A 26,118-nucleotide genomic window follows, 5' to 3' on the forward strand; every position below is an offset into this window, starting at 1 on the left:
GCTCCTAGTAGGCGAAGGCCAGGACGTCGTCGGACTGCTTGTGCTCCCCGTCGTCGTGCTTTTCGGCGAGCTCCGGCATGGCAGAGGCGACGCCGCCGCGCGTGTAGCGCCACAGCAGCCGGACCTCCACGACCATGAGGGCGGCGTACACGAGAGTGAGGATGACGAGCGACGTCAGGATCTCCCCCGCGCTCACCCCCGGCGATACGGCGGCTGCGGTGAACATGAACACCTGGTCCACGCTGCCTGCCATCGACGGGTTCGGGGCCACGACGAACGGTTGGCGTCCCATCTCCGTGAAGATCCAGCCGGCCGCGTTGGCGCCGAACGGCGCAAGGATGCCGACCACGGCGAGGCGCATGAGCCAGCGGGCTTGAGGCACCGTGCCCTTGCGCGTGAGGTAGAGGGCGACGGCGGCAGCGAGGGCGGCGATGCCTCCGAACCCGATCATCATGCGGAAACCCCAATAGGTCACTTCCATGACGGGCACGTACTGGATGGACTGGCCAGCTCGATCGCCGTAGATCGGGTTGTTGGGGAGTGCGGCCCCGTAGGCCTGCTTGTACTCGGTCTGCAGGCTGTTCACGCCCTTGACGTCAGTCGAGAAGTCGCCTTTGGCGAGGAACGAGAGCAGCCCGGGGATCTCAATGACAGCGGCCACGTTCGAGCAGTCCTTCGAGCCGAGGTCGCCGACCGAGAGCACCGAGAAGCTCGTGCCGTCATGGCAAGCGGCCTCGGCAGCCGCCATCTTCATGGGCTGCTGCTCGAACATGAGCTTGCCTTGGAGGTCGCCCGTGATGGCCGTGCCGGCGAAGGAGATCATGGCGACGACGGCCCCGATGCGGAGGCTGCGCAGCCACACGGCGTGGTCCGCACGGTCGCGGCCGGGAAGCTCGGGGTTCGCGCCGGGCACCACCCGTCCGTTGGCGTCGACCGCGTCGATGCCGTCGTGCCGGCGCTGCCAGAGGTGGTACCACGAGATGCCGAGGAGGAAGGCGCCGGCCACGCCCAGTGCGCCGAGCAGCGTGTGCGGGACCGCAACCAGCGCCGTGTTGTTGGTGAAGACGGCCCACGCGTCGGTCATGACGGGCCGCCCGTTCACGAGGGTGACCCCGACGGGGTGCTGCATCCAGCTGTTCGCCACGATGATGAAGTAGGCAGAGACTGCCGAGCCGATGACGGCGCACCACAGCGCGACGAGGTGCAGGCCTGGCCGCAGGAGCTTCCAGCCGAAGATCCACAGGCCCAGGAAGGTCGACTCCACGAAGAACGCAAGGAGCGCCTCCATCGCGAGCGGCGCGCCGAAGACGTCGCCCACGAACCGGCTGTATTCGCTCCAGGCCATCCCGAACTGGAACTCCTGCACGATCCCGGTGGCGACGCCCATGATGAAGTTGATGAGGAAGAGCTTGCCCCAGAACTTGGTCATCCTGAGATACTCGGGCTTCCTGGTGCGGAACCAGACAGTCTGCATCACCGCGACGACGAGCCCGAGCCCGATCGTGAGCGGGACCATCATGAAGTGGTAGACAGTGGTGATCCCGAACTGCCAGCGGGCGATTTCCAAGGCGTCCATCTGCGCTCCTGTCGAGGGCTGAACCCCAATCTTCTACATCCCGTAGAAGACTCGGCTTCTACAGAGTGTAGAACATCTCCCTTTTGTCTTCTACCTCGCGTAGAATGGATACACGGACCCGCAGCGACCGCCTGCAGGAACCCGTTGGATTTCAGGGAAGGACAAGAAGATGGCAAGCCTGGGGGAGCTCGAGCGCTCGGTGATGGACCAGCTGTGGTCGACGTCGGAAGCGTCAACGGCGAACGAGCTGCGTGACCGCCTCGCGCAGAGCGAAGTGCAAAGCAAGGACCTTGCCGTGACGACCGTCCTCACCGTTCTGTCCCGACTCGAGAAGAAGGGCCTCGTCGAGCGTGAGCGCGGCACCCGCCCTCACCGCTACCGGGCGGTTTCGACGCGCGAGGACCACACCGCACGCCTCATGCATGAAGCCTTGGGCACCGCCCCGGACAGGGAGGCCGTCCTCGCCCGCTTCATCGGAAGCGTGACTGAAGCGGAGGCAGCCACGCTGCGCAGACTCCTCGCTCGGGGCTGACCGACCGGCCCACTGGGGAACGGCCGTGCTGCTCACCGCCTATCTCCTTGCGCTGCTGGCAATCCTGCTCGCGTGGCCGGTGCCAGTGGCGCTTTCGCGTGCCCGGTGGACCTCCCGCTCGCCGTTCGCGGCGATGGTGCTGTGGCAGTCGATCGCCCTCGCTGGCGGCCTCTCGATGATCGGCGCCATGCTCGTCTACGGCCTCGAGCCCCTTGGCGACAACCTCCTACAGGCGCTCCGGCGCGCCATCGGCATCGTGCTCGGGAATCGCGCGACGGACGAACTCCACTTCTGGCATCTCTTCGCCCTGTGCGCAGCAGCCCTCCTCGGCACCCACCTCATCTTCACGCTCGGTCTCACTTACGCGCGGATCACGACCCAGCGGCGTCGGCACCGTGCACTCCTCGAAGTGCTGAGCTCGCCCTCCGGAGCGATCGAGCGCACCCTCGTCATCAACCACCCCGCCCCCGTCGCCTACTGCCTCCCGGGTGGGTCCCGGTCAGTGACCGTCCTCTCCGACGGCCTCCTGGAGGCGCTCTCGCCCGCAGAGCTCGCTGCCGTCGTCGACCATGAGCGCGCCCACCTGACCCAGCGGCACCATCTGCTGCTGTGGGCCTTCGAGGCGTGGCGGCAGGCCCTCCCCTGGCTGCCGACCACACGCCTCTCCCGCGCCGCCGTGTCGTCGCTCGTCGAGATGCTCGCGGACGACATTGCGCGGCGGACCACACCCGACGAGACACTCGTCCGAGCCATCGCCCTGGTTGCCCTCGGCGGGGGGGCAGCCGAGGCGCCCCAAGGCCTGCCCGCCGTCGTCCGCCCCGAGCCCGCCATCGAACCTGGAATGCCCGACGAAGGCGAGGCTTCCCTCGCCGCCCGGGTCAGCCGGCTGCTCACCCCGCGCCCGCCGCTCGGCAGAGCGAGGACGACGGCGGTGCTCGCCGGCTCCGGGCTCCTCCTCGCCGTGCCCACCGTCCTCCTGCTGGCGCCGGGGCTCGTGGGGTAAAGCCCCCTCAGGTCAGGCGTCGATGCGCTCGCGATCGAGGTTCGCGCTGCCAGAGACGATGAAATCCTTCCGTGGCGCCACGTCAGAGCCCATGAGCAGCTCGAACACTTCCTCAGCGCGCTGCGCGCTTTCGATGGTCACCCTGCGGAGGCTGCGGTGGCGAGGGTCCATGGTGGTCTCAGCCAGCTGGTCGGCGTCCATCTCGCCGAGCCCCTTGTAGCGCTGGATCGGCTCCTTGTAGCGACGGCCCTCCGACTCGAGGCGCTTGAGCAGGGCGTGGAGCTCGCCCTCCGAGTAGGTGTAGACCATCTCGTTGGCCTTGCTTCCCGGGTTGACGACCTCGACGCGATGCAGCGGCGGGACCGCGGCATACACACGTCCCTCCTCGACCATGGGCCGCATGTAGCGGAAGAACAGAGTCAGGAGGAGCGTGCGGATGTGGGCGCCGTCCACGTCGGCGTCGGTCATGAGGATCACTCGCCCGTACCGGGCCGCCTCGATGTCGAAGCTGCGCCCGGAACCCGCGCCGACAACCTGGATGAGCGCCGCGCACTCGGCGTTCGAGAGCATGTCTCCCACCGAGGCCTTCTGCACGTTCAGGATCTTGCCGCGGATGGGAAGAAGCGCCTGGAACTCCGAGGACCGCGCGTGTCGGGCCGTGCCGAGTGCAGAATCGCCCTCCACGATAAACAGCTCGGAGCGCGTGACGTCGTCCGTCCGGCAGTCGATCAGCTTCGCGGGGAGGGTCGAGGACTCGAGCGCCGTCTTCCGTCGCTGCGTCTCCTTGTGGAGCCGTGCCGTCACCCGAGACTTCATCTCGTTGACGATCTTCTCGAGCAGCACCGAGCTCTGGTTCTTGTCCGCGCGTGAGGTGGAATTCAGCTTGGCGCCGAGCTCCTTCTCAAGGACTCTCGAGACGATCTGGCGCACGGGGGCCGTGCCGAGGATCTCCTTCGTCTGGCCCTCGAACTGCGGTTCGGCGAGCCGAACGGTCAGCACCGCCGTGAGGCCGGCAAGGACGTCATCCTTCTCGATCTTGTCGTTGCCCGCCTTGAGCTTGCGGGCGTTGGCCTCGACGGCCTTCCGGAACACCTTCAGCAGGGCCGTCTCGAAGCCCGCCTGATGCGTTCCGCCCTTCGGGGTCGCAATGATGTTGACGAACGTCCGCACGGTCGTGTCGTAGCCGACCCCCCAGCGCAGGGCGACGTCGACCTCGCAGTTCCGCTCAACCTCGGCGATCTTGCTGTGCCCGCGCTCGTCAAGGACGGGAACGGTCTCCTTGAACGTCCCCGAGCCGTGGAGGCGCCACGTATCCGTGACCGGGGCGTCGATGGCGAGGAAGTCCACGAATTCCGAGATTCCGCCGTCGTGGTGGAACACCTCTTCGTGCGGTCCGCCCTCTCCGGGGGTTCCGGGGAGGCGACGTTCGTCGCGCACCGTGATGCGGAGGCCGGGGACGAGGAACGAGGTCTGCCGCGCGCGGCCCGCGAGCTCGTCATAGGAGAATTTCGCGTCCGGGGTGAAGATCTGCCGGTCCGCCCAGTACCGGATCCTGGTTCCCGTCACGCCCCGCTTCGCCTTGCCGACCACGTCGAGGACAGAGTCGTCCACGAACGGTTCGAACGGCGCGTCTGGGCTCAGCCGCGAGCCCGTGTCCGCGAAGCGCCCGGGCTCTCCGCGGCGGAACGACATCTGATAGGTCTTGCCGCCGCGATCGACCTGGACGTCCAGGCGCGCCGACAGCGCGTTGACAACCGACGCGCCAACACCATGGAGGCCGCCCGAGGCCGTGTACGAGCCCCCGCCGAACTTTCCGCCCGCATGGAGCTTCGTGAAGACGACCTCAACACCGGTGAGGCCCGTCTTCGGCTCGACGTCCACGGGGATGCCGCGGCCGTCGTCGTGCACCTCAACCGACCCGTCCGGATGGAGGATCACCTTGATGTCGTGGCCGAATCCCGCGAGGGCCTCGTCGACGGAGTTGTCGATGATCTCCCAGAGGCAGTGCATGAGCCCGCGCGAATCCGTGGAACCGATGTACATGCCGGGGCGTTTGCGGACCGCTTCGAGCCCTTCGAGGACAGACAGATGTCTGGCGGTGTATTCAGAGCTCGGGGTCACGCTCGAGAAGCTCCTTCATGGCGCACGGGAGGAACGCGGCGAAGCGCGCAGTACACGAACAAGCCTAGTCGCACCTCCGCGACCCCGCGTTGACGCCACTCGCAACGTCTTCAAATCGAGGCCGCGGCCCACCTGAGGCTCGCACTCGTTATGGAACATTGATACGCCGCCAGCGAAAGTGGCCGTTTTGTGGGATTTCCGGCGAATGGCGGGGTGTTAGATGGGTAAGACCGAGGAAACCGCCCGGTACGAGTGAAGGAGGCCCGAGATGACTTCAGCCCTTGCGGACCGCACCCTGACCGCCGTCGACCGCTGCGACAGCTGCGGAGCCCAGGCCTACGTCCGAGTGGTACTCGAGGCGTCTGGTGGAGAGCTCATGTTCTGCGCCCATCACGCGCGCGCTGTCGAAGGGAAGCTTCGCCCGATCGCGTCGCACTGGCACGACGAGACGCGCCGGCTCACCGAGAAGGCAGCCCTCCCCGAAGCCTGAGGTCCAAAGAGGACCAACGTCGCGGGGATAGCCCGCCGACAAGGAGCACGAAGGCCCGGACACCATGAGTGTCCGGGCCTTTCCGTTGCCGGGCTCAACCCATTCGGTGCGGGTGCTCCCCCCGCGTCTAGGCACGAAGGCCCGGACACCATCGGTGTCCGGGCCCTTCCGTTGCCGGGCTGATCGGCGTCGTGCGGCTAATCAGTCCAGATAGTCCCGAAGAACCTGCGAGCGCGACGGGTGCCGCAGCTTCGACATGGTCTTCGACTCTATCTGCCGAATGCGCTCGCGCGTCACCCCGTAGACCTTGCCGATCTCGTCGAGGGTCTTGGGCTGGCCGTCAGTCAGGCCGAAGCGCATCGCCACCACACCGGCCTCCCGCTCCGAGAGCGTATCGAGCACCGAATGGAGCTGCTCTTGGAGGAGCGTGAAGCTCACTGCATCCGCGGGCACAACGGCTTCGGAGTCCTCGATGAGATCGCCGAACTCCGAGTCGCCGTCCTCGCCCAGCGGCGTGTGCAGCGAGATCGGCTCGCGGCCGTACTTCTGCACCTCGACGACCTTCTCCGGGGTCATGTCGAGCTCTTTGGCGAGCTCTTCCGGAGTGGGTTCACGACCGAGATCCTGAAGCATCTGCCGCTGGACGCGTGCGAGCTTGTTGATGACCTCGACCATATGGACCGGAATTCGAATGGTCCGAGCCTGGTCGGCCATGGCGCGCGTGATGGCCTGGCGGATCCACCACGTGGCATAGGTCGAGAACTTGAAGCCCTTCGTGTAGTCGAATTTCTCGACCGCACGGATGAGCCCAAGGTTCCCCTCCTGGATGAGGTCCAGGAAGAGCATTCCGCGACCGGTGTAGCGCTTGGCGAGCGAGACGACAAGGCGCAGGTTTGCCTCGAGCAGGTGGTTCTTGGCCCGCTCGCCGTCGTGCACGATCCGCTCGAGGTCGTGGCGGTACTGGACGTCGTAAGTATCGCCCTCTTCGTCGAGCTTGTGCTTGGCGAACAGGCCGGCCTCGATGCGCAGCGCGAGGTCGACCTCCTGCTCGGCGTTGAGGAGCGCGACCTTGCCGATCTGCTTGAGGTAGTCCTTGACCGGATCCGCGGTTGCACCGGCCGACGTCACCTGCTGGACAGGTGCATCGTCCTCATCTGCGTCCGAGATCACCATGGCGGCGGAGGTCGCCGGGGCTTCCTCCTTCTCGTCTTCCTCGACGTCCGTTTCGGCTGCGAGCTCCTCGTCGGGGGGCGTCACCGCGTCGAGATCGACCGCGTCGCCCTCGACCTCCTCCGCATCGGCGGCACCCTGAACCGCCGAATCCTTCACCGCCGTCTTGGCGCCGTTGGCTTGGCTGCCTGCGGACTTCCGCGCTGTCGGCTTGGCCTTGGTTGCGGTCGTGGTCTTGGAGCGGGAGCCCGCCGAAGCGCGCTTGCTGGATGCAGCCTTGGGCACCTCGGTTTCTACCGCGGCCTTCTCAGCTGTTTCCTTCTCCGTGGGGGGCGTCACGATCACCTTCCTGCCGCTGTCCTGGTGCCACCATGGGGGCAACACCACTATGACCCTGTCAAGTCCGTGCTCTGCGCCATGCGCAACCCGGACCGAAGGGTCTTATGTATCAACCCCTCGGCCGCCCGATTCGTTCCCGCTGATCGAACTGGGGAGAAAATCATGGCTTCCGGTGCTCGGACCCGACCGGGTCTGGCGTCTATTGTCGCACGGTTGCAGCACAGGTAAGCACTCACCGATGCAACATGCGGAACAACTGCAGCGGGATCCCCATCCACACACCCCTGCGCCCTAGGCCGCCTCCCCCACGGGACGCCACGCAGTCTCAGGCCGTCGAGCCCAACCCGCTACCTCGCCCGAGTCCACAATGCGCGCAAAGAGCTCAGCGAAGCGGTACCCGGGCACAGCGGACAGTGCACGGCGCAGATAGGCTGCCGCCCGCGATCCACGGCCGCGAACCCACGAGATCCAGCCGAGAAGAGCGAGGGCGGGGGCTCGCATCTCCGGCTCCTCCAGCTCTGACATCTGCCTGAGCAGTCGCTCGAAACGGCCAATCCGTCCCCAGTCTGGGCGCTCCCTCGTGCCGCCGAGCAGTACGGCGCCGTAGGTAAGGGCGGCTGCGGTGCCCGCTCCCCCACCTCCGGATCGCTCTCCTGCGAGCCAGCCTCTTACTGCTTCCCGCACTCGATGGCTGGCAGCGCCGGGAAGGTCGGACGGTTCGGGCTGGGACGCGAGCTCAGCCGGATCGACCGCGCCGACTTCGACACTCGCGGTCCAGGCTGTCGTGGCACCGACGGCCGCTGCAACGAGGGCGGCGTCCCTCAACGCCGGACGGGTCAAGGACGAGGCAAGGAAGAAGAGCCGCTCGGGTGGGACAGGAGCGCCGGAGAGGGCCTCCTCCCAGTAGGCCAGGGCGCTGGCAAACGCTGCGGCGCTCCACCAGAGTTCAGAGTCTGTCAGGCCCTGCTCACCGGCACAGCCGATCGCCTGATCCCGGGGATCCAGCCTTCGGGGATCGGGCTTCCGGGAATCGCGCCGGACTGGCTCTCCGAAGCTGCTGCCCCGGTACACCATCTCGGCGCCGAGCCTGCTCGATTCGATGGCTTCAATCAGCCGGCCGGGCCAGGGGCAGCACGAAGTGTCACTGCAGAGCATGCTGCGCCAGTGGGTGCTGCCGACGAGCCAGGCGTCGAGAACGGGGATTCCGGCGGCGGCCAGATCATCACCGATCGAAGTCACGAGGTCGATCCACGGAGGTGTACAGGGGTCGGTCCATGGCTGTGAGGTGAAGATGGCGAGCACACAGCTGTCGGCCAGCACATCGCTCGCGAGGTGATCGCGCAACGCGCCTCCAAGCTCTTGGGCGTTCGGGACGCGAGAGCCGTCAGCTGGCAGGTCCACCCGCACGGTTACCCCCACGCTCCCTCCGCCGACAGCGACAGCGATGAGGCTCTCTGTGGGCCACTCGCCGATCGTGTGGGGAATGAAGGCGAGGATGTCTTCGGGTTCGCGGATGCACAACCCGTCCGTGCCGGTTCCTTCTGATGGGCTGTCCTCGCACCCGGTGATCTTCTCCATGCCGAACAGCTTCGCCGCTCGGCAGCCTTGCCCTCGTGACAGGCGGAGCTTATGTGGACAACTCGTTCAATAAATCCCGTGGGGAGGACGAATCGCGAGGGAGAGGCGGTGACAGCTCAGCGCCGCACGAGCCGACGCGAGCGGAAATCCGTCCACGTCAGGAGCAGTGCATCGCGCAGCGGCGGAACCTTCACGCCGCCTGCGGCGAGCTGGCGGCGCACCTTTCGCCTCACTCTGAGGACCATCGCGGAGCCGAAGGCCATGACCACGAGCTGCACTGCCAGCGCGACCCTGAACGCGTCGAGGGAATAGAGGCCTGCGGGTGAGAGGCCGAGGGCATGCTGGAGATCGAGCAGGTAGCCGACGAGGAACATGGTCAGGAGCGCCGCGACGAAACCGCCCGAATTAACGATGCCGGTGGCCGTGCCGAGGCGATGCGAGGGATTGAACGTCCGCGCGAAGTCAAAGCCGATCATGGAGCACGGGCCGCCCAGGGCGAGCACCGCCACGAGGAGAACCATGAGCCACAGCGGCGTCTGGCCAGGATAGAGGAGCACCACCGCCCAGACCACGGCCGTGAGCGCCGTGATGAGGAGGACGAGGGTGGATCGCCGTAATGGATGCCGTGAGACGAAACGTCCCATCGGCGGTCCTGCGAGGAGGGAGACCACGACGAAGAAGGACATGAGCCCCGCCGCGGTGGCCGAGTCATAGCCCTGGCCGGCAACCATGAACGGGAAGCCCCAGGCGAGGGCAAACACGTTTCCGCTGAATTGAACTGTGAAATGGCTCCACATCCCCAACCGGGTTCCCGCCTGCCGCCAGGCGGAAGCGAGTACTGCGCGTGTGCCCTCGGCGGTCTCGCCCCCTCTGGGCGCAGCACCCGCGGGGGCGTTGCGCAGCAGGGAAAGCACGAGGACCACCACGAGCACCGACAGCGAGGCGAGGGAGAAGAACCCTGCGCTCCAGCCCCGGGCATGCAGGAGGGCCAGGAAGGGGATCACGCTCACGAGCTGACCCAGCATCCCGAGCATGCCGGTGAGCTGGGTGAGGAGTGGCGAGCGCTTCGGTTTGAACCACAGCGGGACCAGGCGCAGCACCGAGACGAAGGTCATGGCGTCCCCCATGCCCACGAGCATGCGCCCGATGATCCCCGTGACCACCGATTCGGCCACGGCGATCTGGAGCTGACCCAGCGCCATGAAGATCGCGCCGGTTGCCACCATGATGCGGGACCCGAAACGATCGACGAGCAAGCCGACCGGAACCTGCAGCGAGGCATACACCACGAGCTGGAGCACCGTGAAGGCCGAGAGGACGGCGCCACCGACGTGGAACCGGTCCGAGGCTTCAAGCCCGACGACCCCAAAGGAAGTCCGCTGGACCACAGCCACGAGGTACGCGAAGACCCCTATCCCCCATACGGTCCACGCGCGCCAGCTGTTCACTCCCCCGATCCTAGTCGGGGGGCGTGGCGCCACCCCTGGTGTCGTCGTCGTTTGCGTCAGTGTCCTTCGTCTCCTCCTGGGAAGCAAGGTAGGCCTCGACGGCCGCCCCGAGCTTCTCGGCGTCTGGCAGCTCCCCGCTCATCGCTGCGAGCAGCGAGCGGCGCGGCGCGTCCGCGGAGCGTTCGTCGAAGCGCTCCTCAAGGCCTTCCACGAGCTCTCGGACGTCCTCGGAAGCGGCGACCTGTTCGGCGATCTGGCGTTCGACCTCCCGGTTCGCCTCGCGCAGCCGATCAGTGGGGAGCATGAGAGCACCGGCTGCGCCGAGATGTTCAAGTCCCGCCACGGCGGACGCCGGGTACTCGGCCTCCGCCAGATAGTGCGGAGTGTGGACCACGAATCCGGCGACCCCGCGTCCCGCCTCCGACAGCCTGAGCTCGAGGAGGTGCCCGATGGCGGCCGGAACACTCACAATGGGCTTCCACCGGGAAATTCCCTCGACCAGCTCCGGCCGATTGCCGTGCACCGTCACTCCCAGCGGGCGGGTGTGCGGGACCGGCATGGGGATGGAGTGCGTCCACAGCACAAGGCGCACGTCCAGCCTTTCGACGAGGTCGACGACGGCGCGAGCGAAGCGTTCCCACTGGAAGTCGGGCTCGGGTCCGGCGAGGAGGAGGTAGGGCTGGCCGAGGCCGTCGACAAGTGCATAGAGCGCGAGCCGCGGTGGGCTGTAGTCCTCAAGGTGGTCCTCGACGAAGGTGACGCGGGGCCGTCGTGCGCGGTAATCGAGAAGCGCGTCGACGTCGAATTCCGCGACGGTCCGCGGCTCGCCCGAGCGCAGGAGCTCTGCCGTAATCTGCTCCACGGCGTGTCCGGCGTCCGCAAAGCCCGTGAATCCCATGAGCATCGGCAGCCCCTTGAGGGCGGCGTCGTCCAGCAGCTCCTGGGCGGCTGCGTAGAGGCCAGCTGGATCCTGAAGCGGCCCGCCCCAACGGTCGTCCATGTGAATGTCGCTCCTCTCCTGACGTCACCGGTCCTTGGCGCCTAGGTGTCGGCAACCGCGACACTGAGGTCAACGGCGCACGGCTTTCCATCATTCCATCTGCGGATACGATCGGAATTCGCACTGTCTTCCTACCCGCATTTCCTACCCGCACATGGAGAATTGAGGCCGCATTCCGTGTTCACCAATGCCGAAGCCGCGCTGAGCGCCGTCGCCCGAGACCTTCGCAAGACGCCGAGTGACGCCGTCGTCGTCGGGGTTGCACAGGGGGCTGACGGTCCCGTCCTCCTGGACAGTCCTCTGGGCGCCAGGAATGCGGAGGCGATCCAGAGCACCTTGAGGCTTCTCGGCGTCACGGGCGCGCCGGACTCGCTCGTGCGGCTTCCCGGCGTTCCGGAGCTGAGCACCCAGATCATTGCGCTCGCCGGAGTGGGGAAGGTCGCCGGGGCCAACGCCGAAACAGACAAGAACGACGGCGGAGCACCGTCGCTCGAGCAGCTGCGCCGTGCCGCCGGTTCGGCTGTGCGACAGCTGGCCGGCCTCGACACCGTGGTCCTCGCCCTTCCGGCACGCACGGCAGAGGAATTCGCCGCGGTTGCCGAAGGGGCGGCACTCGGCGCGTATTCCTACACGGAGCACCGCTCCCGCACGGCCGAGGCCGCGAAGCCGAACGTCAAGCGCGTCGTCGTCCTCTCGCCGATCGCAGGCAGCGCGGCCGCGGACCGCGCGCTCGAGCGTGCCGCCGTCGTCGGCCAGGCGGTGAACGCGACTCGGACCCTCGTGAACATGCCGCCCAGCCAGCTGTACCCGGCGTCATTCGCGGAAGCCGCGAAGGAACTCGGCAAGGGGACTTCCGTCAAGATCTCGGTGTGGGACGAGAAGCGGCTGGAGAAGGAAGGCTTCGGAGGCATTCTCGCCGTCGGCCAAGGCAGCTCACGTCTCCCGAGGCTCGTCAAGGTCGAGCACATCCCGGCGCAGTCCGCCAAACTCCCGTCCGTTCATCTGGTGGGCAAGGGCATCACCTTCGATACAGGCGGGATTTCCATCAAGCCCGCCGCGAAGATGGACGAGATGAAGAGCGACATGGCCGGAGCCGCGGCTGTCCTCTCGACGGTTCTGGCGGCTTCCCGCCTCGGCGTCCGCGCGAAGGTGACCGGCTGGCTCTGCATTGCCGAGAACATGCCGTCCGGGTCCGCCCAGCGGCCGGCCGACGTCATTGTGGCCCGGGGCGGCACGAGCATCGAGGTGCTCAACACGGACGCCGAAGGGCGCCTCGTCATGGCCGACGGGATCGCCGCCGCGAGCGAGGAGAACCCCGATGTGATCATCGACATCGCCACCCTCACCGGGGCCGCGATCATCGCTCTCGGAACGCGCACTGCCGGACTCATGGGCGACGCCGAAGTCACGGGCGCACTCAAGGACGCGGCGGACCGCGAAGGCGAGGCATCCTGGCCCATGCCGCTTCCTGAAGAGCTGCGCTCAGGCCTCGACTCCGCTGTGGCCGACATCGCGAACGTGGGCGACAGGGCTGGCGGAATGCTCACGGCCGGCATCTTCCTGCGGGAATTCGTGGGGACGCGGCCTGACGGCTCCCGCATCCCGTGGGCTCACATCGACATCGCGGGACCGTCCTTCAACACGGGCTCGCCCTACGGCTTCACGCCCAAGCAAGGAACAGGGGCGATGGTCCGCACGCTCGTCCGGTACCTCGAAGACGTTGCGCAGCGCGCCTCCTCCTGAGCGCCGTCGCCGTGGGGGGCGCCCGATCACACCCGGCGCCCCGCACAGCTCTCACTGACCGTGAGACTTCACGGAGAGACGGACGTCACACCTCCAACCCCTACGCTTCTTCTTCCACTTGGTGAGAAGATAAATCCGCTTTGCGAAACCAGTGTCGGACCGTGAGCCTTGCCACAAGCCCGAGACAAACGGCCGTAGGAAGGTGGAGCATAGTCCGTCGGGGCGATAGGGTTGCCCTGATACGGGGCCTGCCAGCGTACAAGCTGGCGGCACATTGTCACACGACGGCTTATCGCCGTCCTTCTATGCGAGGGAGCGTCACGTGGCCGACCAGCCTACTGCGCAGGAATTCGACATCTTGGTCCTCGGGGGCGGCAGTGGCGGCTACGCCGCCGCTCTGCGCGCCGTCCAGTTCGGCCTCCGCGTCGGGCTCGTCGAGAAGAACAAGCTGGGCGGCACCTGCCTGCACAACGGCTGCATCCCGACGAAGGCCCTCCTCCACGCTGCTGAGCTCGCAGACCACGCACGTGACTCCGCGAAGTATGGCGTCAACGTGAGCCTCGAAAGCATCGACATCAACGCGGTCAACGCGTACAAGAACGGCATCGTCGCCGGCAAGTTCAAGGGCCTCACCGGCCTCATCAAGGCCAAGGGCATCACGGTCATCGAGGGTGAAGGCCGCCTGACCGGTCAGGACACCGTGACCGTCAACGGGACGGACTACAAGGCGAAGAACATCATCCTCGCCACGGGCTCGTACTCGCGCACCCTCCCCGGCCTCGAGATCGGCGGCCGGGTCATCACTTCCGATCAGGCCCTTGAACTCGACTACATCCCCAAGTCGGCGATCGTGCTCGGCGGCGGCGTGATCGGCGTCGAGTTCGCCTCCGTCTGGAAGTCGTTCGGCGTGGACGTGACGATCATCGAGGGCCTCCCCTCCCTCGTTCCCAATGAGGACGACGCGATCATCAAGCAGCTCGAGCGCGCCTTCAAGAAGCGCGGCATCAAGTTCAACACGGGGACCTTCTTCCAGGGCGTCGAGCAGGACCAGAACGGCGTCAAGGTCACGCTCGTGGACGGCAAGACGTTCGAGGCCGAGCTCCTCCTCGTCGCCGTGGGTCGCGGCCCGGTCACCGCCAACCTCGGATACGAGGAGCAAGGCATCACCATCGACCGCGGATTCGTGATCACCAACGAGCGCCTTCACACGGGCGTCGGCAACATCTACGCGGTCGGCGACATTGTGCCCGGCGTCCAGCTCGCCCACCGCGGATTCCAGCAGGGCATCTTCGTGGCCGAGGAGATCGCGGGCCAGAACCCCATCGTGGTCGAAGACGTCAACATCCCGAAGGTGACCTTCTGCGATCCGGAGATCGCGACCGTGGGCTACACCGAGAAGGGCGCGAAGGCGAAGTTCGGCGAGGACCAGGTCCAGGCGCAGGAGTACAACCTCGCGGGCAACGGCAAGAGCTCCATCCTCGGCACCTCGGGCATCGTCAAGGTCGTCCGCCAGAAGGACGGACCCGTCGTCGGCGTGCACATGATCGGCGCCCGCATGGGAGAGCAGATCGGCGAGGCGCAGCTGATCGTCAACTGGGAGGCGTACCCCGAGGACGTCGCCCAGTTCATCCACGCCCACCCGACCCAGAACGAGTCCCTGGGCGAGGCGAACCTCGCCCTGGCCGGCAAGCCGCTTCACGGCTGATCGCCTCCGGCACCGACATCAATCGCACGAAGAGAAGCAAAAGGAGCACGGAGACAAATGTCTGAAGCCGTGAATTTGCCGGCCCTCGGGGAAAGCGTCACCGAAGGCACCGTCACCCGTTGGCTCAAGCAGGTGGGGGACCGCGTCGAGGTCGACGAGCCCCTGGTCGAAGTCTCGACGGACAAGGTCGACACGGAGATCCCCTCGCCGATTGCCGGCATCCTCGAAGAGATCCTCGTAGCCGAGGACGAGACCGCCGAGGTCGGCGCCCCGCTGGCGCGGATCGGTGACGGCACTGGGGGCGGCTCGGCTTCCGGACAGGCGGCGCCAGCCGAAGCTGCACCCGCTGAGGAGGCTGCGCCCGCCGAGGAGGCAACGGCTCAGCCGGCCGCGCAGGCCTCGCAGCAGGCAGCTCCCGTGGAGGAACCGGCCGAGCCCTCGGTCGATCAGGCTGCCCCCGACGGACATGAGGTCACCCTCCCCGCCTTGGGCGAGAGCGTCACCGAGGGAACGGTCACCCGATGGCTCAAGAGCATCGGCGATGCAGTCGAGGTCGACGAGGCCCTCCTCGAGGTCTCCACCGACAAGGTCGATACCGAGATCCCCTCGCCGGTCGCCGGCACGCTCCAGGAGATCCGGGTGAACGAAGACGAGACCGCCGAAGTCGGTGCCGTGCTCGCCATCATCGGATCAGGTGCCGCAGCACAGGCTGCCCCGGCCCCGGCAGCACAGCCGGCGCCCCCGGCAGAGCCTGAGCACAAGCCCAGTGAGCCGCAGGTCTCGGCTCCTGCCCCGGCTGAGAACGCCGACCGCGCGCTCGCCCAGTCTGCGCCCGCGCCGCAGGCCCCCGCCCAGCAGGCCCCGGCTCAGCAGGCTCCCGCGCCGCAGGCCCCTGCTCAGCCCGCCTCGACCGGTGCCGACGCCGGGTACGTGACGCCCCTTGTCCGCAAGCTGGCCAACCAGCAAGGCGTCGACCTCTCGACCGTCAAGGGCACAGGCGTCGGCGGACGCATCCGCAAGCAGGATGTCATCGCGGCTGCAGAGGCGAATGCCGCCAAGGCCAACGGCGCTGCGGCGACGGGCACGCAGGCTGCAACTCCGCAGGCTCCCGCCACCCCGGCGGCTCCCTCAGCCGCCCCTGCGGTCTCGTCGCTCCGCGGCAAGACCGAGAAGGCGCCGCGCATCCGTCAGGTCATCGCCCGCCGCATGCGCGAGTCGCTCGACACGTCGACGCAGCTGACGCAGGTGCACGAGATCGACATGACGAAGATCGCCAAGCTCCGCGACCGTGCGAAGGCCAACTTCCAAGCACAGAACGGCGTGAAGCTCACCTTCCTTCCGTTCATCGCGAAGGCTGTGGCGGAGGCGCTCAAGCAGCATCCGAAGCTCAACGCGGAGTACAACGAGGAAAAGCAGGAGATCACGTACCACGACGCAGAGCACCTCGCGATCGCGGTGGACACCGAGAAGGGCCTTCTCGTCCCGGTGATCAACAACGCAGGGGACCTCAACCTCGCCGGCCTCGCAAGCCGCATCGCCGACGTCGCGTCGCGGACCCGGAGTGGGAAGATCGGGCCGGATGAGCTCTCCGGCGGGACGTTCAGCATCACGAACATCGGCTCGGTCGGCGCGCTCTTCGATACCCCGATCATCAACCAGCCGCAGGTCGCGATCCTCGGCACGGGCGCGATTGTGAAGCGCCCCTGGGTCACGCAGAACGCCGAAGGTGACGACGTCATCGCCATCCGTTCGATGATGTACCTCTCGCTCACGTACGATCACCGTCTCGTGGACGGCGCCGATGCGGGGCGCTTCCTCCAGACGCTCCGTGCGCGGCTCGAGGCGGGTGCGTTCGAGGCCGACCTCGGTCTCTGACCACGCTGAAGCTAGGCGGAAAGGCGGCAGGCCCGGCCCGAAAAGGACCGCGCCTGCCGCCTTTCATTCGTTATCCACTTGGAATCCCGCGCCACCGCGCATCACACAGTTGGCGCGTACTTCCGCACTTAGAATCGGGACCATGACTGTCGTCTTCAGCATCGTCGTCTTCCTCCATATTGTCGGCGCGGCCATGATCGTTGGGCCGTGGATCGCGTCGATGAAGAGCCCCACGGTGGGAGCACGACAGTTCGACGGTGCCATGACCCAGCTCGTCACCGGAATCATCCTGGCCGGGCTCCTCCCGGTGATGGTGAATACAGTCCCCAACTGGCCCGCGCCCGATTACCCGAAGCTCATTGTGAAGTTCATCGTGGCGGTCGTGGTCGGCGCCCTCGCGTTCGTGGGCAATCGCCGGCGGAAGGCCGGAGAGCCGGTTGCCCCAGGCCTCGCCCACGCGGTCGGCGGCCTCGCCCTGCTCAATGTGGCCATCGCGACGATCTGGCCCTGACCCCGGCATGCCGGCCGCCCCGCCCGCTTAACCGTTGAGCGACCGGGGCTGTTTTGTGCCTACGATGGCCGGGCCAGTCCACCTTTCCACCAGCAACACGCAAGTCCGGCGTGCCCGAGAATCGGGACTCCGGATAGAACGCAAGGAGCAAAGCATGGCTACGATCCGCACTGCCCACACCGTCTGGAAGGGCAACCTCACCGAAGGCTCCGGCCAGACGACCCTGGACTCGTCGGGCCTGGACACGTTCGACGTCACGTGGAAGGCACGCAGCGAGGACGCGAACGGCAAGACCAGCCCGGAAGAGCTCATTGCCGCCGCTCACTCCGCATGCTTCTCGATGGCCTTCAGCAATGGCCTCGCAGGGGCTGGCTACACGGCGGAAGAGATCCGTACACAGGCCGAGGTCGACTTCGTCCCCGGCACGGGCATCACCACGAGCAAGCTCACGGTGTCGGCCAAGGTTCCCGGCATCTCCGAGGACGAATTCCAGAAGCTGGCCGAGGACGCCAAGACGGGCTGCCCGGTCAGCGGCGCACTCAAGGGCATCGACATCGTCCTCGAGGCGACGCTCGAGTCCTAGTCGACCCTGAATTCCTAATCGATGCCTGAGCCTTCATAGCTCGGGTGCGCAAGACCCCGCCCTGCGCCCAGAGAGGCGCGGGGCGGGTGTGTTTGCGCCAGAGGGACTTAGCCCTCGTACGCCACGGCCGCACCGGCCGCCGCAAGGTCCTGCGGGCGAGGTGGAAGAGGAGCCGGCTTCACCGAGGGGTAGCCCTCGCGGGCCGGCGGCCGCTCGGTGGGAATCTCCAGCAGCATCTCCTTCAGCACTCCGATGCCGCGCTCGAGCTGCGGGTCAACGCCCGCGACGTGCGCGTGCGGCGGATAGGCGACTTCGATGTCCGGCTCGACCCCGCGGTTCTCCACTCCCCAAGCGACTCCGCCGCCGAACCAGGTCGCGTACCGCGGCTGGCTGACCGCGGTTCCGTCGGCGAGGCGGAAGCGATTGTCGATTCCGACGACGCCGCCCCACGTCCGCGTCCCGATCACCGGGCCGATCCCCCGGAGCTTGCCTACCTGGGTGATGATGTCGCCGTCGGAGCCCGCGAATTCGTCGGCGAGGATGACCACAGGTCCCCGTGGTGCGTGCCGTGGATAAGTGCGGGGCTGTTCGCCACGGGGCATGCTCCAGCCCGTCACGCGGCGCCCGATCAGCTCCGCGACGAGCTGCGAGGTGTGACCGCCTCGGTTGCGTCGGACGTCCACGACGAGCGCATCAAGGGCAGTCTCCGTGTCGAGGTCGCGGTGCAGCTGCGCCCAGCCGCGCGCTGCCATGTCGGGGACGTGGAGATAGCCGAATCGCCCATCTGATGCCTCCCGCACGAGGCGCCGGTTCGCCTGCACCCAATCCTGATAGCGCAGTCGTTCCTCATCGCGGATCGGCACCACGGCGATCCTCCGCCGACGGCCCTCCTGGGTGCCGTGGGAAGGACCGTTCACCATCGTCAGCTCCACGGTCTTGCCGGCGGCCCCGACGAGCGCCATCGCCGGGCCGAGGTCGGGGGTGAGGGGCACGCCGTCGACCGCGAGCAGGCGATCACCAGCGCGGACACCAGCGCCCGGCGCCGCCAGAGGAGACGTCGCGAGGGGATCGGAGGACTCGCTCGCGAGCACGCGCCGGACCACCCACCCGCCGTCGTAGTCGAACTCAGCGCCGAGCCTCCCCTGCCCTCCCGCGCCCGGCTCCGAGACGAGCATCGGGGTGACGTAGGCGTGGGAGGTGCCCAGCTCGCCGTGGAGCTCCCAGAGAAGGTCTATGAGGTCGTCATGGGAGCCCAGCCGGTCGACGATCGGCTCGTAGCGCGTGCGCACCTCGTCCCAGTCCTGTCCCGCCATGTCCGCGGTCCAGTAGAAATCCCGCTGGAGCCTCCACGCTTCCCGGAATCCCTGGCGCCACACGGAGACCGGATCGAGCCGCACCCGGATCCTTTCGAGATCCACTGCGATGTGGTTGGGGGAACCCTCCTCGGCCTTCGAGCCACTCGGGACTGAATGCACCCGCCGCCCGTTCAGATACACCACACGGGTGCCGTCGCCGCTGAGGCGGTAGGCGTCCAGCGCATTCACCAGGGTCGAGGTGCTGCCGTCCGCGAGGTCGAGGCGTTCAAGGGTTGGCTGGGCATCCTTGTCCCCCGGCTTGGCCTTGCCGTCGCCAGTCGCTCCGCTGAGGTCATGCGACAGCCACAGGAGTGCCCCCGGAGCGGCGGTGAGCCGAGAATAGTTGCCCTGGCGCACGGGAAGCGCGACAACGCGCTGCTGCAGGCCCTCGAGGTCGACCTCCACCGCCTCGTCGGGGCTCGGCCGCTCCTCGCCCTCGGGGGACCCCGCCGCCGCGGGCTGCGCCTCGAAGTCGGCAACCCTGGGACCAAAGGGTGAAGCCGTCGTCGAGGAGAGGGGAAGGATGTAGGGCTTGATCGGGCTGGGAAAGGCGAGGTCGAACGAGTGGCCATCGTAGACCGGGTCGAAGCTGCGGCCCGACAGGAACGCAAGATACCTTCCGTCAGGCGTGAACACTGGCGAGGCGTCCCAGAAGCGTCCGTCCGTGACATCAGCGACCTCTCCCTCCGCGGCGTTCGCGATGCGCAGCTTGGAACGGGAGCCGAAGGCCGTCACAGGTTCGCTCCAGGCGAGCCACTGGGAGTCGGGGCTCCAGACGAGCTGCTCGATGCTGCCCTCGCCCACGCTGGAGAGAGTTCGCGACTCGCCGGACGCAGTGTCCACAAGGTGAACCTCACCGGACGCTGTACCGAGGGCCAGGAGCCGACCATCCGGGCTCGGCGCGATCTCTGCAACTCTGCTGGCCGACGGCAGGTTGTAACGGCGCGGGGCGCCCGATCCTTTCGCCTCACCGGCTGAGCTTCGACGGACGGGGACGACGTAGGAGCGCTGGAAAGTGCTCGCAATGGGCGAGACGGCGCGTTGCACTCCGCCGCCTCCACCGGCGGGAACCGGCGACGGAATGTCAGGGCCCGAAGCCGAACCTGGCATTACCGCCTCGGAGGACGTCTGCACGTCCGAGGCGTCTCCAGGCGCGGCGACATCGGACAGATGCCGGATGAACAGCGCCTCCTCGCCCCCATGGTCGGCGATGTACGCCACCCGGTCTGCTCCAATCGGGCGTGCAAGGCGGGCGCGGACGCCGGGTGTGGCCTCAAGCACTCGGGACGGGCCGTCCCGGTGGGTGAGCCAGTGCAGAGTGCCGTGCGACTCGACAACGCTCGCTCCGCCGTCGTGCGTCGGCACGACCTCGCCGAGGTGGCGGCCGACCGCGAGAGGCACCGCGCGGCGCGACGTCGACGCCGAACCGAGAGTGAGCTCGAGTCGCCGCGGCGTTGCGTCGAGGCCGTCGAGCAGCCACAGCTCCCCCGCGCACTCGACGACGATGCGCTTCCCGTCCGAGCCCGCATGCCTCGCATAGAAGCGGTCGAAGTCGGTGTGACGCCGCAGGTCCGATCCGTCGCGCTCGACGGAGTAGACGTTTCCGAAGCCCTCGTGGTCCGAGAGGAACGCGATGCGGCCGTCGATCCAGACTGGGTCGCAGACATTTCCGCCGAGCTCCGGTGTCAGCAGCCGGAAGTCTCCCCCGCCATCCGCATCGATCCAGAGCTTCCCCGCAGCGCCGCCTCGGTAGCGCTTCCATGAAGCCGGCTCGCGGGTGAGGACGCTCCCTACGACGACCGGCCGCTCGTCTCCGACGGAGGGGCCGTACGCCACCGAATCGACCGGGCCGAAGGGGAGCTCCTCAAGCCATCCGCCCTCGACAGGGATGGCGTAGGCGTGCGTATGACGCGCGTCGGGCTGATTGTGGGCGCTCGTGACAATGACCCGGCCTCGTGGATCGAACCCCTTGACCCGGGTTGTCTGGTGCCCGAAATAGGTGAGCTGCTGGAAACCGCCGCCGTCCACCTCGGCGGCCACGGCCTCGGGAGCGCTGCCCTGCACCACGCTCCACACAACTTTCGATCCGTCCGGAGTGAAACGCGGGTTGCGGGCAGGCAGCTGGAGGGCAGAGATCCGCCACGCTCGCCCTCCCTGCAAAGGTGCAAGCCACACGTCGTCCTCGGCGACGAAGGCCACGAGATCGGCATGCAGATGGGGGTACCGGAAGTAGCTGGAGGCGGTCACCCTCCGATCATAGGCAAGGCGCTCAGCCACTCAGGATCTGTACGACGCGCCACTGGCCGCCCGACCGCCCGAGCGCGATGCGCAGGCTCTGATCCGTCCCACCGCCGGGCGCACTCAGCTCCCTGCCATCTGGTCCATGCACGGCAAATCCAGACGTCACCACCCGCACGTGGACCACCGCTTCGCTCGCTGCAGGGTCACTGGGTGTGAGCAGTTCAGCCGTGAGGACGCTCGTCGAGAACCCATCCAGCGTCTTCCCCTCTGACGCCAGCCGGTCCATGACCGCCTCATCCGAGCTCTCGGCGCTCGAGCCCCGCACGTTCACCCGGCGGAGGAGGTCGCGGTCGCCCGTGGAGAAGGCCTGTGCCCTGATCACGGCAAGGGCTTGGACCGCCTGGACGGGATCGGGGGACTCCGCCCGGCGCCGCAGAGCATCGGGAACGCTCATCCATCCTCCGGATGCTGGCTGAGGGGCCGCCTGCTCACGACTGCTTTGCCACGCTCCGGGCAGAACACCGCCGAGGATCACGACGACGGCGCTGAGCGCGAGGAGGCCCGCGAGAGCGAACTGGACCCGCTTGACTCGGGCGCGCGTCCAGAGCCGACCGGGCACCGCTAGGCTGAACGGCAGCCGGGGTCGACGACTGCGCGAGTCCTCCCGGATCCGCGTCACCAAGTGGGGCAGCACCTCGGGCTCCACGGCCGGTGCCAGGTCAACGGGTTCGGGTCGTGCACTCCTCAGGACCGCGCGCGCGAACTCCGCAGCGGTCGGGCGCAGCCGTGGCTCCTCGTCCAGGGCCGCGGCCACCGCCGTGGCGAGCGATCGAGGCACGGTCGGGGCGACGAGCGTGAGCGGAGGACGCCGGATTCCCTGTTCGGGGGCGGTCCCCGTGAGACAGAACCAGGCCAGGGCACCCAACGCGTAGACATCCGAGGCGGGGCCGGCAATGTGCGACGAGTCATCTGCCGCGGGATCAGCAAACCCCGCGGTCTCCGCCCTCGGCGCCCTCTCCTCCCCCACCGTGCGCGCAGCCCCCAGATCGGCGAGGAGCGGCTTGCCCTCCGCAACGAAGAGCACGTTTCCCGGAGACACGTCGAGGTGGGACGTTCCGTTCAGGTGGAGGGCTGCTAGGGCTTGGGCGATGGGCGCGATCGTCGTGACGGTCTCGCCCACACTCAATCGACCCCGCGCCGACACAAGACGCGCGAGCGAGCCTCCCGCCGCATAGTCCATCAGGAGCACGACACCGCCGCCGTCTGGGAGCGGGACGCTCCCCAGGAAGTCGACGACGTGAGGATGCCGGTGGGAGCTCAGCCTCCGAGCCTCCTTGCGCGCGGCCAGGCGGCCTTGCTGATCACGCACGATCTTTCCGGCCGCGAGGCGACCGGAAGATCTCGCCCGCAGAAGCCAGACGTCCCCGGCTCCCCCACGGCCCAAGAGGCGGACGACGTCATACCCAGGCACTGCTGGCTCCCTTGGTTCCATGAGCCATGTCTATCCCAAATCGTCATGGGGCCTCCGAAGTTATCCACAGGCCTCACGCACTTGCAAAGCCGGTTGTGAGTCAGCTCATGGCGGCGCCTCCACCCTCTGCGACTAAGCTGGTCGGCATGACTCTTGCGTTCACCCGGCTGGGGTTCGCGCCTGACTACGTCGACTACACCGCGGGACTCGCGGCACAGCGGCAGCTCCACGACGAGGTGGCAGCAGGCACGGCACCCAGCACTGTCCTCCTGCTCGAGCACTCACCCGTCTACACGGCAGGCAAACGGACCGAAGATCACGAGCGGCCCCTCGACGGAACCCCCGTCGTCCCGGTAGACCGCGGAGGCAAGCTCACTTGGCACGGTCCGGGCCAGCTCGTCGGCTACCCCATCGTGCGACTCAAGGAACCGCGCGGCGTCCGCGCCTACGTCGAGCTGCTCGAGGACGTCATGATCACCGTCATCTCGGAATACGGAATCAAGGCAGAGCACGTCGATGGGCGTTCTGGCGTCTGGGTGCGCGCGGACGAACGGGGCGGAGACCGCAAGATCGCCGCAATCGGGATCAGCGTCCATGAGGGCATCACCGGTCACGGCTTTGCCATCAACTGCAGCAACAGCCTTGATCCGTACGAGCAGATCATCGCCTGCGGTATCACCGACGCGGGGACCACCACGATCTCCGCGGAGGCTGGCCGGGAAATCGGACCCCTCGACATCATCGACCGCATCACCGAGGAACTGGCCCGCCGCGCCGACGCCTTCGTCGCCGACACGACGGTGGGCTCCCCTTCCGAGACTGAAGGAGCATTGCTGTGACGCTCGCACCCGAGGGACGCCGGCTGCTGCGCATCGAGCAGCGCAATGCCGAGACGCCCGTGGAGCGCAAGCCCGAGTGGATCAAGGCCAAGGTCCACATGGGGCCCGAGTTCATCCAGCTCAAGAACCAGGTGAAGAAGGAGGGCCTCCACACGGTGTGCGAGGAGGCCGGCTGCCCCAACATCTTCGAGTGCTGGGAGGACAAGGAGGCCACCTTCCTCATCGGCGGCTCCGAGTGCACCCGGCGCTGCGACTTCTGCCAGATCGACACCGGCAAGCCCTCCCCGCTGGACCGCTTCGAGCCCACCAAGGTCGCCCGCTCGGTCCAGTCCATGGGGCTCCGGTATGCGACAGTCACCGGCGTCGCCCGCGACGACCTCGAGGACGAGGGGACCTGGCTCTACGCCGAGACCATCCGCAAGATCCACGAGCTCAACCCGGGCACCGGCGTCGAGATCCTCATCCCGGACTTCTCCGGAAAGCCCGAGCACATCACCGCGATCTGCGAGGCCAAGCCAGAGGTCTTCGCCCACAACGTCGAGACCGTGCCGCGGATCTTCAAGCGCATCCGCCCCGCGTTCCGCTACGAGCGCTCGCTCGACGTCATCACCCAGGGCCGGGACCAGGGCATGGTCACCAAGTCGAACCTCATCCTCGGCATGGGCGAGACCCGCGAGGAAGTCTCCCAAGCCATGCGCGACCTCCACGAGGCCGGCTGCGACCTCCTCACCATCACCCAGTACCTGCGCCCCTCCGAGCGGCACCACCCCGTGGACCGCTGGGTCAAGCCGCAGGAGTTCGTCGAGCTCTCTCAGGAGGCCGAGGAGATTGGCTTCCTCGGTGTCATGAGCGGCCCCCTCGTACGCTCCTCCTACCGCGCGGGTCGGCTGTGGGCGACGGCGATGCGCAAGAAGGGCTGGGACATCCCCGCCGAACTGGCCCACATCGAGTCATCGGGCAGCACCCGCCAGGAGGCCGCGTCCCTCCTGGCCGCTCAGGGGAACTGAAGCGCCACCAGAATCCTCCATCACGTTCAAGCGCCGCCCGCCCAGGACCTCTGGGCGGGCGGCGCTTCACTTAGAATGAAGGGACTATGGCCAAGAACCCTTCCACCTCGCCCTCGGACGGCACTCCGAAGAAGGCGAAGAAGCCGAACAGCTTCCAGCAAATGCTCCAGGTCTTCCAGATGACCCGTCGGGCCGACCCGAATGTGGTCTGGCTCATGGCACTGGTGTTCCTCGTCGTCGTCGCCCTCGGTCTCGTGGTAGGCCTTCTGCTCGACAATTGGATCACCGGCCTCATCGTGGGAATCCTTCTCGGTGTTCTCGGCGCTGTCCTGATCCTCAGCCGGCGGGCTGAGCGTGCCGCCTTCTCGCAGATCGAAGGGCAGCCGGGGGCCGCAGGAGCCGCCCTCAGCACTCTGCGCCGCGGGTGGATCGTCGAGGAACAGCCTGTCGCGGTCAACCCCCGCACGCAGGACGTGGTCTTCCGGGCCATCGGCCGCCCCGGCGTCGTCCTCGTCTCGGAAGGCCCCAGCAACAGGGTCCGCGCTCTCGTGGACGGCGAGCGGAAGCGCCTCGCCCGGATTCTCCCGAACGTCCCCATCCACGTGGTCGAAAGCGGGCGCGGTGATGGCCAGACGCCGCTCGACAAGGTGGCCAAGAAGCTTCAGAAGCTGAAGCCGGAACTCACGAAGGTCGAGGTGCAGGCCGTCAGCAAGCGCCTCGCGTCGCTTGGCCCCCGCCTGCCCATTCCCAAGGGCATCGACCCCACGCGAATCCGCCCCGACCGGCGCGCCATGCGTGGACGCTGAAACCCCTAACGTTTGAGGGCTCGGACAACTTGTCCGAGCCCTCAGGCATTCGTGCCGCCGCATCTGTCAACGCCGCAGGAGGACGGTCCTTGCGGCCTTGTCGTGGAGTCCGCGCTGGTCAGCGTCGAAGACGACTGCCGGAATGACCAGGCACAGGAGCAGCGCGCGGACGATTGCGGCGGGGATCCCTGCGGGTCCGCCGCCGAGGCGCTCGACCCGCAGCCCCAAGAGCCGGTGTCCGAGGCCGTAGCCGACGGTGCCCACGAGGGCCATCTGCTCGGCAGCGAAGATCGAGAGCGTCGCGAACGAATTGCCGTGGAAGAACGCCGTCGAGATGAGCAGGCATGCGGCCCAGTCAACGCAGAGGGCGAGGATGCGGCGTCCCGGCCGTGCGATGGAGCCGGAGCCCCCGCGTGGAAGGCCTAGCCCCTTCCCAGGGAAATGGCCCGGCTCGGTCGGTGGGCCGCTGATCCACGAGCCGATGTCTCTGCGATCGATCACCGCTACAGTCTAGTTGGCGGTGCAGTATCGCCCCGGCGTTGCGGCTCTGTCCCGGACACCCGTAGGGTGGGACAACTGGCGGCGTTGATGTAACCTCGCCGAAACAATCCGGACACTGCCGAGTAACGCCGCGTTCGTAGGCTAGGTCCAGTTGCAGCACGGTGCCGTCCGCGCGGCGATCACGCCTGCGCGCCCCCGTTCGTGCCCGGTGCGCGCCACCCCGA

Annotated in this window: 20 protein-coding genes; 11 read left to right on the plus strand and 9 right to left on the minus strand. The window is 67.5% G+C overall.

The genetic code is table 11. The annotated features are described in order from the left end of the window. Positions 1 to 4 precede the first annotated feature (4 nt). A complete protein-coding gene (locus E5679_RS04205) occupies positions 5 to 1,576 on the minus strand; it encodes a cytochrome ubiquinol oxidase subunit I (RefSeq protein WP_138413812.1) in 1,572 nt (523 codons plus the stop codon). A gap of 169 nt (positions 1,577 to 1,745) precedes the next feature. Here E5679_RS04205 and E5679_RS04210 point away from each other — a divergent pair, with 169 nt between their 5' ends. Both E5679_RS04210 and E5679_RS04215 read left to right on the plus strand, forming a co-directional pair. After that, entirely contained in the window at positions 1,746 to 2,108 is a 363-nt protein-coding gene (locus E5679_RS04210) for a BlaI/MecI/CopY family transcriptional regulator (RefSeq protein ID WP_138413813.1), read from the plus strand. Positions 2,109 to 2,133: 25 nt separating this feature from the next. Further along, complete coding sequence (locus E5679_RS04215) at positions 2,134 to 3,111, plus strand: M56 family metallopeptidase (protein WP_138413814.1); 978 nt, start codon at positions 2,134 to 2,136, stop codon at positions 3,109 to 3,111. A 12-nt stretch (positions 3,112 to 3,123) separates the two neighbouring features. On the opposite strand, the gene E5679_RS04220 is transcribed toward E5679_RS04215, so the two are convergent. Then, on the minus strand, positions 3,124 to 5,232 hold the full coding sequence (locus E5679_RS04220) for a DNA gyrase/topoisomerase IV subunit B (RefSeq protein ID WP_138413815.1): 2,109 nt from the start codon (positions 5,230 to 5,232) through the stop codon (positions 3,124 to 3,126). A 268-nt stretch (positions 5,233 to 5,500) separates the two neighbouring features. Here E5679_RS04220 and E5679_RS04225 point away from each other — a divergent pair, with 268 nt between their 5' ends. After that, positions 5,501 to 5,722 (plus strand): DUF7455 domain-containing protein, encoded by a 222-nt coding sequence (locus E5679_RS04225; protein ID WP_138413816.1) that lies wholly within the window; start codon positions 5,501 to 5,503, stop codon positions 5,720 to 5,722. A 201-nt stretch (positions 5,723 to 5,923) separates the two neighbouring features. Here E5679_RS04225 and E5679_RS04230 read toward each other — a convergent pair whose 3' ends face one another. From E5679_RS04230 to E5679_RS04245, 4 genes are all read right to left on the minus strand, one after another. Beyond that, a complete protein-coding gene (locus tag E5679_RS04230) occupies positions 5,924 to 7,231 on the minus strand; it encodes an RNA polymerase sigma factor (protein WP_138413817.1) in 1,308 nt (435 codons plus the stop codon). Positions 7,232 to 7,522: 291 nt separating this feature from the next. Beyond that, positions 7,523 to 8,809: a DUF4192 family protein gene (locus E5679_RS04235; protein ID WP_138413818.1), complete on the minus strand. Its 1,287-nt coding sequence runs from the start codon at positions 8,807 to 8,809 to the stop codon at positions 7,523 to 7,525. Between the two features lie 116 nt (positions 8,810 to 8,925). Beyond that, positions 8,926 to 10,257: an MFS transporter gene (locus E5679_RS04240; RefSeq protein ID WP_138413819.1), complete on the minus strand. Its 1,332-nt coding sequence runs from the start codon at positions 10,255 to 10,257 to the stop codon at positions 8,926 to 8,928. 10 nt (positions 10,258 to 10,267) lie between these two features. Then, complete coding sequence (locus E5679_RS04245; RefSeq protein WP_138413820.1) at positions 10,268 to 11,257, minus strand: proteasome assembly chaperone family protein; 990 nt, start codon at positions 11,255 to 11,257, stop codon at positions 10,268 to 10,270. 177 nt (positions 11,258 to 11,434) lie between these two features. On the opposite strand from E5679_RS04245, the gene E5679_RS04250 reads away from it, so the two are divergent. The 5 genes from E5679_RS04250 to E5679_RS04270 all read left to right on the plus strand — a co-directional run bounded on the left by E5679_RS04250 (position 11,435) and on the right by E5679_RS04270 (position 17,674). Continuing rightward, positions 11,435 to 13,000: a leucyl aminopeptidase gene (locus tag E5679_RS04250; RefSeq protein WP_138413821.1), complete on the plus strand. Its 1,566-nt coding sequence runs from the start codon at positions 11,435 to 11,437 to the stop codon at positions 12,998 to 13,000. Between the two features lie 322 nt (positions 13,001 to 13,322). Beyond that, positions 13,323 to 14,705, plus strand: a complete 1,383-nt coding sequence (lpdA, locus tag E5679_RS04255; RefSeq protein ID WP_138413822.1) for a dihydrolipoyl dehydrogenase — start codon at positions 13,323 to 13,325, stop codon at positions 14,703 to 14,705. 57 nt (positions 14,706 to 14,762) lie between these two features. Then, positions 14,763 to 16,580: a 2-oxoglutarate dehydrogenase, E2 component, dihydrolipoamide succinyltransferase gene (sucB, locus tag E5679_RS04260; protein ID WP_138413823.1), complete on the plus strand. Its 1,818-nt coding sequence runs from the start codon at positions 14,763 to 14,765 to the stop codon at positions 16,578 to 16,580. Positions 16,581 to 16,722: 142 nt separating this feature from the next. Next, on the plus strand, positions 16,723 to 17,091 hold the full coding sequence (locus E5679_RS04265) for a hypothetical protein (protein WP_138413824.1): 369 nt from the start codon (positions 16,723 to 16,725) through the stop codon (positions 17,089 to 17,091). A 154-nt stretch (positions 17,092 to 17,245) separates the two neighbouring features. Beyond that, positions 17,246 to 17,674, plus strand: coding sequence for an OsmC family protein (locus E5679_RS04270; protein ID WP_138413825.1), 429 nt, complete (start codon positions 17,246 to 17,248; stop codon positions 17,672 to 17,674). A 107-nt stretch (positions 17,675 to 17,781) separates the two neighbouring features. On the opposite strand, the gene E5679_RS04275 is transcribed toward E5679_RS04270, so the two are convergent. Next, on the minus strand, positions 17,782 to 21,276 hold the full coding sequence (locus tag E5679_RS04275; protein ID WP_138413826.1) for a S41 family peptidase: 3,495 nt from the start codon (positions 21,274 to 21,276) through the stop codon (positions 17,782 to 17,784). A 22-nt stretch (positions 21,277 to 21,298) separates the two neighbouring features. Beyond that, the gene (locus E5679_RS04280) at positions 21,299 to 22,741 is read right to left on the minus strand and encodes a serine/threonine-protein kinase (protein WP_171042238.1); all 1,443 of its coding nucleotides are present in this window, start codon (positions 22,739 to 22,741) and stop codon (positions 21,299 to 21,301) included. Between the two features lie 146 nt (positions 22,742 to 22,887). Between E5679_RS04280 and lipB the strand changes: the two genes are divergently transcribed. From lipB to E5679_RS04295, 3 genes are all read left to right on the plus strand, one after another. Beyond that, the gene (gene lipB / locus E5679_RS04285; protein WP_138413828.1) at positions 22,888 to 23,580 is read left to right on the plus strand and encodes a lipoyl(octanoyl) transferase LipB; all 693 of its coding nucleotides are present in this window, start codon (positions 22,888 to 22,890) and stop codon (positions 23,578 to 23,580) included. Further along, complete coding sequence (gene lipA / locus E5679_RS04290; RefSeq protein WP_138413829.1) at positions 23,577 to 24,587, plus strand: lipoyl synthase; 1,011 nt, start codon at positions 23,577 to 23,579, stop codon at positions 24,585 to 24,587. Before lipB ends, lipA begins: the two co-directional genes overlap by 4 nt. Before the next feature lie 86 nt (positions 24,588 to 24,673). Further along, positions 24,674 to 25,393 (plus strand): DUF4191 domain-containing protein, encoded by a 720-nt coding sequence (locus tag E5679_RS04295; RefSeq protein WP_138413830.1) that lies wholly within the window; start codon positions 24,674 to 24,676, stop codon positions 25,391 to 25,393. A 66-nt stretch (positions 25,394 to 25,459) separates the two neighbouring features. On the opposite strand, the gene E5679_RS04300 is transcribed toward E5679_RS04295, so the two are convergent. Continuing rightward, positions 25,460 to 25,894 carry an RDD family protein gene (locus E5679_RS04300; protein WP_138413831.1) on the minus strand — a complete coding sequence of 145 codons (435 nt, stop codon included), beginning with the start codon at positions 25,892 to 25,894 and terminating at the stop codon, positions 25,460 to 25,462. Positions 25,895 to 26,118: the final 224 nt, after the last annotated feature.

The organism is Sinomonas gamaensis (genome assembly GCF_005876955.1).
GTDB lineage: Bacteria > Actinomycetota > Actinomycetes > Actinomycetales > Micrococcaceae > Sinomonas > Sinomonas gamaensis.